The following is a 9,641-nucleotide window of genomic DNA, read 5'->3' on the forward strand; positions in this document are numbered from 1 at the left end:
CCCCGGCCCTCACCGGCGGCGGGCGTGCCCGGCCGGGACGGTTTCAGCGGACGCAGGTCGGTCAGGCCGAGCCGGTGGGCGAGGGCGTCGGAGACTCCGGGCACGGCGACGTCGGCGTTGGTGTGGGCGACGTAGAGCGCGACGTCGGCCTTGATCAGTTGGTGGATGATGCGACCCTTGTACGTCGTCGGCGCCACCGACGAGACGCCCCGCAGCAGCAGCGGGTGGTGCGCGATGATCATGTCGGCGTGGGCGGCGAGGGCCTCGGCGACGGTCTCGGGGACCACGTCGACGACGCAGAGGATCCGGCGGACCGGGGCACCGGGCTCGCCGAGCACCAGCCCGACCTTGTCCCACTCCTCGGCCCAGGTGGGCGGATAGCGCCGCTCCAGCTCGGCCACGACGTCGGCGACGGTCGGCACGGCTGCGGTTGTGCTCACGGCGCGCCAGCTTACCGGCGTCGGTGCCACTCCGGGACGTCACCCGGGCCGTGGCGGTGGCCACGGCCCGGGCTGCGGATTGCGGCATCCGGTGTCGGGGTGATTGCAGGGGACCCCTGTACTACCGGAGGCGTTAATAAGGTGCCCTTCCTTTCACGTCACCCGGTCCGGCAGAGCTGGTCGCGCAGGGCGGTCAGCGGCAGGGCCCAGGGGAAGGCGTGCTGGTGGCGTTCTCCGGTCCCGGGCGGGTGCAAGGGGAAGACGTCGTCGCCGAAGAGCACGGTCACCCCCCACTCCGCCAGGCGGGCGATCCCGGTCTGGAAGGCCGGATGGGCGGCCATCGCCGCGTTGGTGTACGGCACGGCGACCAGCGGTACGCCCCGTCCCTGCGCCTCCACCAGCAACCCGAGGGCGAGGGTGTCGGCGATGCCGGCCACCCATTTGTTCACCGTGTTGACGGTGGCCGGGCAGACGATGATGGCGTCGGCCGACGGCAGGACGTCCGGGTCCCCCGGGTTCTTGTAGTGCGTACGCACCGGGTGGCCGGTCGTGCGGGCCAGCGCGGTGCGGTCGACGAACTTGGCGCCGTCCGGCGTGGTGATCACGCAGACGTCCCAGCCGTCCTGTTGGGCCAGCTCGACGAGCCGGCCCACGTCTCGGGCCAACGGCGAACCGCAGGCGATGATGTAGAGCACCTCTTGGTGCCCGTCGTGGCGGTGCGAACCGGTCATGCCGGCTCCGAGTTCATACTCCTACTCCCATGTGCTCAGCCAACTCCGCGATCGGAGAAGGCGGCGCACCCCGTGTGCGACGCAGGACCTCGGACATGACCTCGTGGGCGATCGGGCGGCAGCGGATCTCCGACGGCGCCAGCCGGTCGCCGCGAAGCAGCATCTCCCCGGCGTTGGCCATGTCGCCGATCTGGGAGTAGGCGCGGGCCTGGTCGAGCAGGTGGTGGGCGCGACGTTCGGGCAGCATGGCGTCGAACGGCAGGTTGACGATCCGGGTGCGGTGGATCTCCACGGCCCGCCCGCCGTCGCCCAGTTCGACGGCGGCCGCCGCGCGGTGCAGTTCGACGTTGGTCGGCCCGAACGACGTCCAGTAGTGGTTCTGGTCACTGCCGAGTTCGCGGGCGGCGTCGCGGGCACCGTCGAGCAGGTCCGCGACGGTGGAGGTGTCGCCGGTCCGCGCGGCGGCCATCGCGCCCTGCAACAGCAGCATCCCGTAGACCGAGAGTCGGTCGGCTCTGCTGTCGTTGCCGCCGCCCGGTGCGATCCGGTCGGCGATGCGGACGTTCAGTTCCAGCGCGGAGCGGGGGCGTCCCATGGCGAGCAGGGCGTTGCAGACCCGGGTGGTGGCGATCCCGGCGAGCAGTTGGTCGTCGGCGCGCTGGGCGACCGCGATGGAGCGGTCGGCGGCCAGCCAGGACAGGTCGCACTCCCCCAGCTTGCGCAGCACCGAGGAGGCGATCTGGTAGACCTGCCCGAGCAGGTTCGCGGCGCGTCGGGCCTGTTCACCGCCGTACGCGGCGTCGGCCGCCTGGGCGTCGCGCAGCAGCTTCGGCAGGGCCCGGGTCAGCATGCCGTACCGGCCGTACTGGTAGGTGAGCCAGGCGTGGGTGACGGCCTTGCCCATGTCGACCAGTGGCGGCGGTTCCGGCTTCGCGTCGAAGTAGGCGCTGATCGAGTCGTACCGCTCCAGGGCGGCCCGGATCTCCTCGACCTCGACCTGGTCGATGCAGTTCATGGTGTCGGTGCGCCGCTCCGGGTCCTTGCCGAGCAGCAGCTGCACGTCGATCTGGAGGATGTCGGCGATCTCGTAGAGCACCGAGAACTTGTCCAGCCGCCGTACGCCGCGCTCGATCTTGTCGACCCAGCTCTTGGACTTACCCAGTCGGTCGGCGAAGACCTGTTGCGACATCTTGCGTCGCCCGCGCCAGTAGGCCACCCGCCGCCCGATGGGCAGTTCGTCCATGTCCCCGGTCCTCCCCTTGCTGCTGGAGCCCTGGCCAGGAGCCGGGGGCTGATCCGCAGGTGCGGCCATCCGTCCGTACGTCAGGTTTCCGCTGGTCGCACTGCTTGTGCGTCAGCCGTACGGCCGATCCTCGTACTTTCGTGCAAGTTGCATAGGCCACTTTGTCAAACAAACGATCGCAGGCCACGGCAGTGACGCTGTTCGACGTATGTGCTGGTGCCGGTCGGTTCCGGCGAGGGGAGATGGCACCAATGTGGGGGAATGTCGCACCGAGCGTGGCACGTCTGTCGCCGTTGGAGCGGGTGCGGCTGCGCCGCGTCGCGGTGCGGTACGCGCTGCACGGCTGGGAGGTGACCCCCGGCGCCTGCCTCGCGCGCAGCCGCTTCGTCTGCGGCCGGGCCGGGTGCCCGACGGTCGGCTGCCACCCCGCGCTGGAGGACTGGGAGCACGCGGCCAGCGCCGACCCGGCCCGGGTGGCCACCTGGTGGCGGTCCCGCCCGCACGGCATCCTGCTGCCCACCGGCCGCGCGTTCGACGTGCTGGAGGTCGCCGCCCACCTGGGCCGACGGATGCTCGACGCGATCCGGTCGCACCCGGTCGGCCCCGGCGTACGCGGACCGGTGCTGGTCACCCCGACCGGTCGCTGGATGTTCCTGGTCCGCCCCGGTGACCCGCTCCGCCCCGAGCTGGAGCACTGCTTCCACGTGGTGCGGCACGGTCCCGGCTCGTGGGTGCCGGCACCGCCCACCCGGCTGCCCGAGGGGCCGGTGCGCTGGGCGGTCGCGCCGGAGCAGGCCCGCTGGCAGCTCCCCGACTCGTACCTGGTGCAGAACACCCTGGTCGCCGAGTTGCGGGCCAGCGGCGTCACGCTGACCCCCGCGCTGGTCCCCGGCCACCTGCCGCTGCCCCGACGCGGTCGCTGAGCCACCGCTGCTGCCCCGACGCGGTCGCAGAGCCGACCGCTGCTGCCCCGACGCGGTCGCTGAGCCGGGCCAGGGAGTCCGTGCGGTACCCGACAGCGACGCCCGACGGGCGGTGCTCGTTGAGCATCACGACGGCGCGCCCGCGCCGGGAGCGGGGATCCGATGTCCACCGACCACACGGAGCAGCACCAGGGCGGGGCCGAACCGCCTCGCCGGCACCGGCCCGGACGACGCTGGGCGGCCACCCGACCACCGGGTTCACGCCCCGGACGTCCCCGGCCGCTCGGCTCCCGACCGGCGATCCTGCACCGGCCGGCCCGCTGGCCCTGATCGTCTGCCGCACCGGTCAGTCGGCCAGCGGCAGGTCGGTGGAGCGCAGGCAGCGGGCGTCCTCGGTGACCACCGCGTGCCGGTGCCCCGGCAGCCGGTCCACCCAGCCGATGCCGGTCACGCCCATGGCCAGGGCGGCAGTCGAGTACGCGTCGGCCAGCCCCAGGTCGTGTCCGACCACGGTCACCGACCGCAGGCCCTTCGCCGGTGCGCCCCGCCGGGGGTCACGCACGTGGTGGCCGCGCTCGTAGACCCCCGAGGTGGCCACCGCCAGGTCGGTGCCGGTCAGCACCAGGCAGACCGCCGACGGGTCCCACGGATGCCGCACCCCGATCCGCCACGGTCGTCCGGTCGACGAGTGGCCGCGTACCCGCACGTCCCCCCCGGCGTTCACGCAGTGGTTGACGGCACCGGCGGCGAGCAGCCGGTCCGAGGCCACCTGGGCGGCCCAGCCCTTGACGTACCCGGACGGGTCGAGCCCGCCGGTGGCGTACGCGTCGAAGAACCCGTCGGTGTCGCCCCACAGGTCGGCGCAGCGTTCCAGCACCCGGCGCAGGTCCGCCGACGCCTCGGAGAGCAGCAGCTCACCCCGGTCGAAGCGGCACACCTCGCTGTCCGGGAGGTACGTGCTGAATCGCGCGTCCACCTCGCGCAGCCAGCCGAACACCTCGTCGGCGAGGTGGGTCAGCTCGGCGGCGGGCAGGTCGTCGGCGATGTCCAGGCTGATCGGCGTACCCATGACGTGTTCGACCCGGCGCAGGCCGGGGCGGGTCGCGGTGCCGGCCGCCATCAGCGGGCCCGGTCGATCGCGGCCTGCAGGGACTGCCGGTAGGACTGGCTCGTCGCGGTCGCCCCGGAGACGGTGTCCAGGTCGGCGCTCTGCCGCGCGACGACCAGCCCCGCGACGCCGCTGTACCGGCTGTCGACGAGGTCGCTGCGCTGCTCGGACTGGGCGGTCCGCTCCGGCAGTTCCAGCGCGACCGCGTCGGTGATGCGGCTGCCGGTGAGGGTGATGCGCACCTGCACGTTGCCGTACTCGTTGCCGACCACCGGGCCGGTGACGGTCCGGGTGGCGGGCCGGGGCGCGGCGGTGGTGGTGGTGCGGGGGGCCGAGGGGGTCCGGGGTGCCTCGGACGAGTCCGTGCGGCGCGCCGGGGCCTCGGTGCTGCGCGCGGGTTTCGGTGACCGGGTGGCGCGGGGTTCGCGGCTCGCCGACGGCGACTCCTCGGCGTCCACCGGCGGCGTCGGCCCGTCCGTCGTCGGTGCCGTGCCGGGGGGTGGCTCCTGGGCGACCTGACCGGTGCCCGGGGCGGCCTTGAGCACCACCATCGCGGTGGTGCTGGCGGCCAGGCCGGTGATCGCGAACAGCGCGCGACGCATCGGGGCGGTACTCCTCTGCTAGAGCTCGAAGGTGCCGACGTGGATCTGCCGGCGGGGCACGCCGATCCGGCGCAGCAGCCGTCGGCTCTGCTCGACCAGGCCCGGCGGGCCGCAGAGGTAGACGTCGCGTCGGGCCACGTCCGGCACGAGCCGGCGCAACCCGTCCGGCGACATCACCTGGCGTGGGCCGGGGTCGTTCCGGGAGCCGACGACATACCAGATCCGTACGCCCCGGGCCTGCGCCAGCCAGTCCAGCTCCCGGTGCAGCAGCACGTCGGCCGGGGTACGGGCCCGGTAGATCAGCGCCGCGCCGGGCGGCAACTCCTCCAGCATCGCCCGCAGCGGGGTGATGCCGCTGCCACCGGCGATCAGCAGCGCGCGGTCGCGGACCCGGTGCGCGGCGGTGAAGGTGCCCGACGGTCCCACCGCCCAGACCCGTACGCCGGGTTCGAGGTCGCGCAGGTCCCGGGTGTACGCGCCGACCACCTTGACGGTGAGCCGCAGCCAGCGGCCGTTGGCGGCGGCGGAGACCGAGAACGGGTGCGACTGCCACCAGCAGCCCCGGGTCAGGAAACGCCAACGGAAGAACTGGCCGCCGAGCAGGGCCAGCCGGTCCAGCCGCACGCCGGTCAGATAGATCGAGACGGTGTCCGGGCTCTCCGCCACCACGTCGGCGACCCGCAGCCGGTGCCGCAGGTTGACCGTCAGCGGCCCGACCAGCCGCCCCCACACCAGGGCGGCGACCACCAGTCCGTAGCAGACGATCCAGCCGGTGCGGACCGGGCCGGGACGGAACAACTGGGTGCCGTTGCTGAACTGGTGCGCGAAGCCGAGCAGCAGGACCGCGTACCCGGCCAGGTGGGTGGCGTGCCACAGCTCGTAGGGCAACACCCGGCGTACCGCCCGGACGCTGGTCAACCCGACCAGCACCAGCAGACCGGCGGCGGCGAACGCGGAGACCATGTCCTGGTATTCGCGCAGCATCACCCCGGCCTGGTCCCACGGCGAGCGGCCGGTCAGGCCGCCGTAGCCGACCAGGATGAAAGCGGTGTGCGCGAGCACCGCGACCAGCAGGGTGACCCCGAGGTCCCGGTGCCACGCCGCGATCCGCTCGCCGCCGACCACCCGTTCCAGCACCGGCAACCGGCTCATCATCAGCACCTGCACGAGCAGCAGGTAACCGGCGAGCAGGCCGGTGATCTGGCCGGCGGCGGTGGTCGTCGCGGGGGCGTCGGTGAGCGAGCCGGCCGGGGTGTCGAGCCACCAGGGCAGCACGCTGGCGACCAGGCCGACCAGGAACAACCCGGTCAGCAACCGCCGGCCGGCGGGCCCGCGCCGGGCCGCCACGGGCAGCGGAGGAGGCGCGGGCCGACGACCGTCGGCGTGGGTCCGCGACCCGGACCGACGGTCGGCGTACGCGTGGTGGGTCACGCGTACAGCTTCATCGGGGCGTACTTCATCCGGGGGAAGATCTTGTCCACCTCCGCGTTGGTGAGCCCGAACCGGCCCTGGGCCACCGAGCCGTAGACGTTGAACATGTTGTTGTACTCGGGGACGTCTCCGGAGTCGAGGGCGTTCAATCCGTTCCAGGTGCCGAGCAGCGGACCGGCGAGTGTGCGGCCGGACAGGACGGTCACCACGCCGCCGTGGCCGTGGTCGGTGCCGCCGCTGTTGGAGGCGACCCGCCGCCCGAACTCGCTGGACACCATGACGGTCACGTCGTCGGCGGCGGCACCGAGGTCGGTGAAGAACGCAGCCAGCGCGGCGGCCAGTTCGTTGAGCCGCCGATAGAGCTGCCCGCCCTCGCCGGTGCCCTGGTTCTCGTGGGTGTCGTACCCGCCCATGCCGACGGTGGCCACCCGGACGTTCGCGCCGCCCTTGATGAGCTGCGCGAGCTGCTGGAAGGCGAAGCCGACGCCCCGGTACTCCACCCCCTCGGCCGGCCGGTAGGGCTCGGCGGAGAGCCGGCGCGCGGTGGACAGCGCGCCCAGCCCGGAGCGCACCGCCTCCTCGACCGGGTGGTTGATGCCGGTGAACAGGCCCCGGATCGCCTTCTCGGTGGCCTCCCGGTATCGCTCGTCACCGGCGAGGCGCAACGAGCCGACACTGTTGAGCGAGATGGCGCCGTTGTTGCCGACCAGCGACCGGGGCAGCGTGCTGCCGACACCGACGCTGCGGAACGCGGTGCCCTTGCCGAGCGCGTCGACCAGGCTGTCCAGCCAGCCCCGGCCGCCGGTCTCACCGGGCAGTCCGCCGAGGTTGCAGGCGTCGGCGGCCTGGAAGTGGCTGCGGGACAGGCGCTCGTCGGAGACGCCCGGGACGAAACCGAGCTTCCCGGCGCGCAACCACGGCTCCAGCGGCCGGAACGCGCTGGTCAGCTTGAAGCCCCGGCCGAGCGCCAACGAGTCGTCGGGCAGCAGCAGGTCCGGGCGGGCCCGGTCGAGCACCGGATCGTCGTTCGGCGCGACCAGGCTGAGCCCGTCCAGGCCGCCGTAGAGGAAGACGTGCACCAGCGTGCCGGTCTTGGTGGCCGCGAAGGACGCCGAGGTGGTGACGAACTGGGCGGTGGCCAGGGCGGTGGCGGTGGCGGCGGCACCGGCGACGAAGGTCCGCCGGGTCACCCCGCGCCCGTCCTGCTGGGCCTCCTCCAACTCCTCCAGCCGCCGGTAGCGGTCCGCCTCGGCGGCGTTCTCGGCGGCCACCACGTCGGCCTCGGCCCGCAGCAGGGCCTCGGCCGGGTTGTCGGCGAGTCGCCGCACGTCGGGGCATTCCGGGTGCAGGGGGTACGAGTACACGGGCTCCTCCATCGGGGCCTCAGCGGAGGTGGTGCTGGGGGGAGGCGAGGATCGCCCGCGCGACGGCGGTGATCGCCCCGTCGAAGTTCGCGTCGACCCTCGTGCCGGCGGAGACCCCGGCCACGTCGAGGATCAGCGCCCGTTCCCGGTCGGACAGCTTCTGCCGGACCAGCCGTCGGGCCAGCGCGTCCACGTACGCCCCGGCGGTGGCGGGCGGGTCGGTCACCAGCTTCTCCGGCCGGGTGTAGGTGAACACGGTGCGGTTGGCGGCGAGCAGTTCGTTCGCCTCGTTCCAGCCGTTGACCATCGTGCCCGCCGACGTCCAGGCCACGTAGACGTCCGGGTAGCCGTCCGGGGTGGGCTGACCCATCGGGTGGTGGCCCAGCTCGCGCAGCTTGTCGGAGATCTGCCGCAGACCTCGCGCGTACGGGGTGCGGCGGTTGTCGCCGTTGTCGTGGCGCGGTGCCGCGTCCGGGGAGACGCCGAGGGTGCGGTAGGTGGCGACCAGGTACTCCAGTGGGCGGCGCACCTTCTGCCCCACCGCCGCCCAGAACTCCGAGGAGCTGAAGAGCGTCATCAGCACCGGCTTGATCTGGCCCTTGTTCGCGCTGTACGTCTTGGCCAGCCGGTCCACCAGGGACTTCGGCGGGGTGTCCGAGACGAACCGGACGGCCAGGTTCTGTGCCACGTACTTCGCGGTGGACGGGTGCAACGCGATGTGGGTGAGGTACGCGTCGATCGCCGCCTCGGCCCGCTTCGGGTCCGCCGAGTCGTTGGCGTGCCGGAAACCGAGGATCTTGACCTTGCCGACGTAGTGGCGGTCGGGACGGAAGACGTACGCGCCGTCCTGGACGCCCCGGCCGGTCTGGAGCAGCGCGGCCTGGCGGACGTCGGCCTCGGTGTAGCCGCCGTCGACACCGACCGAGTACAGCTCCAGGTTCTCCCGGGCCAGGTTCTCGTTGACCGCGTCCGCCCGGGAGTCCACCTGGTTGAGATAGAGCAGCAGGGCCGGGTGCCGGTTGGCGGCCAGCAGCATCTGCGGGTAGCTGCCCAGCGCGTACTTGCGGACCACGTCCCGGTCGAACGAGTTGCGGTACACCTCGCCGCCGTCGAACTCGGCCGCGACGTGCAGGAAGTCGTTCCAGAAGTCGACCATCACCTCGAAGAGCTGGCGGTCCGACCAGATCTGCCGGGCGACGGTGGCGTCCACCATCTCCCGCTCCGGTTGGGCGCCCCGCTCGTTGAGCTGGTCCCGCTGCTCGCGCAGTTCCTTGACGGAGAGGTTCAGGGTGGGCAGTTCGGCGAGTTTGAGTTCCGCCCGGGTCGGGGCGATCTTCTCCGGCTCCAACTGCCAGCGCACCCAGCCGTCGATGCCGCGCTGCTTGATCTCGGCGAGCACGGCGGCGGTCGGTCCGAAGGTCACCCGGCGGGCCAGGTGCACCGCCGGGTCCTTGCTGAGCACCGTCTTGACGGTCACCTTGGTCTCCGCCGCGGCCTGCGCCGGGCCGGAGTAGACCCGACCACCCTTGGGGGCGTTCTTCTTGAGCACCTCACCGGCGCGGGAGCCCATGTAGCTCTCGTTCTGCTCGGTGTAGGTGCGGACCGTACTCGGCCGCTGCCCGCTGGGACGTGCCGGCGTACCGTCGGTCGTGGTGGTCCCGGTGGCGTCGCCGGCCACCGCTGCGCCGCCGCCGAAGAGGCCACGCACCTGCGGCGTCATCGCCAGGGCCGCGCCACCGGCGACCACGGCTGTCTCTTATACACAAATCCGAGCCCACGAGACTAGCGCTCATCTCGTA

Annotated in this window: 9 protein-coding genes; 1 reads left to right on the forward strand and 8 read right to left on the reverse strand. The window is 72.7% G+C overall.

What is annotated here, in order from left to right:
- The 3 genes from EYA84_RS19405 to EYA84_RS19415 form a co-directional block, all read right to left on the reverse strand.
- A partial coding sequence (locus EYA84_RS19405) for a Nif3-like dinuclear metal center hexameric protein (protein WP_131054464.1) occupies positions 1 to 440 on the reverse strand: 440 nt, incomplete at its 3' end.
- 158 nt (positions 441 to 598) lie between these two features.
- A complete protein-coding gene (locus tag EYA84_RS19410; RefSeq protein ID WP_131054465.1) occupies positions 599 to 1,171 on the reverse strand; it encodes a flavoprotein in 573 nt (190 codons plus the stop codon).
- Between the two features lie 13 nt (positions 1,172 to 1,184).
- On the reverse strand, positions 1,185 to 2,414 hold the full coding sequence (locus EYA84_RS19415) for a helix-turn-helix domain-containing protein (RefSeq protein WP_131054466.1): 1,230 nt from the start codon (positions 2,412 to 2,414) through the stop codon (positions 1,185 to 1,187).
- Between the two features lie 251 nt (positions 2,415 to 2,665).
- Between EYA84_RS19415 and EYA84_RS19420 the strand changes: the two genes are divergently transcribed.
- Positions 2,666 to 3,337 carry a bifunctional DNA primase/polymerase gene (locus EYA84_RS19420; protein ID WP_131054467.1) on the forward strand — a complete coding sequence of 224 codons (672 nt, stop codon included), beginning with the start codon at positions 2,666 to 2,668 and terminating at the stop codon, positions 3,335 to 3,337.
- A gap of 346 nt (positions 3,338 to 3,683) precedes the next feature.
- On the opposite strand, the gene EYA84_RS19425 is transcribed toward EYA84_RS19420, so the two are convergent.
- The 5 genes from EYA84_RS19425 to EYA84_RS19445 are packed head-to-tail and all read right to left on the reverse strand — an operon-like array spanning position 3,684 to position 9,589.
- Positions 3,684 to 4,406, reverse strand: coding sequence for an FAD:protein FMN transferase (locus tag EYA84_RS19425; protein ID WP_131054471.1), 723 nt, complete (start codon positions 4,404 to 4,406; stop codon positions 3,684 to 3,686).
- A 50-nt stretch (positions 4,407 to 4,456) separates the two neighbouring features.
- Positions 4,457 to 5,047 (reverse strand): FMN-binding protein, encoded by a 591-nt coding sequence (locus EYA84_RS19430; protein ID WP_131054468.1) that lies wholly within the window; start codon positions 5,045 to 5,047, stop codon positions 4,457 to 4,459.
- 18 nt (positions 5,048 to 5,065) lie between these two features.
- Positions 5,066 to 6,478, reverse strand: a complete 1,413-nt coding sequence (locus tag EYA84_RS19435; RefSeq protein ID WP_131054469.1) for a ferric reductase-like transmembrane domain-containing protein — start codon at positions 6,476 to 6,478, stop codon at positions 5,066 to 5,068.
- Positions 6,475 to 7,842: a DUF1501 domain-containing protein gene (locus tag EYA84_RS19440; RefSeq protein ID WP_236145852.1), complete on the reverse strand. Its 1,368-nt coding sequence runs from the start codon at positions 7,840 to 7,842 to the stop codon at positions 6,475 to 6,477. Before EYA84_RS19440 ends, EYA84_RS19435 begins: the two co-directional genes overlap by 4 nt.
- 19 nt (positions 7,843 to 7,861) lie before the next feature.
- Positions 7,862 to 9,589 carry a DUF1800 domain-containing protein gene (locus EYA84_RS19445; protein ID WP_236145853.1) on the reverse strand — a complete coding sequence of 576 codons (1,728 nt, stop codon included), beginning with the start codon at positions 9,587 to 9,589 and terminating at the stop codon, positions 7,862 to 7,864.
- Positions 9,590 to 9,641 lie beyond the last annotated feature (52 nt).

The sequence above is a fragment of the Verrucosispora sp. SN26_14.1 genome (genome assembly GCF_004307965.1).
Taxonomy (GTDB): Bacteria; Actinomycetota; Actinomycetes; order Mycobacteriales; family Micromonosporaceae; genus Micromonospora.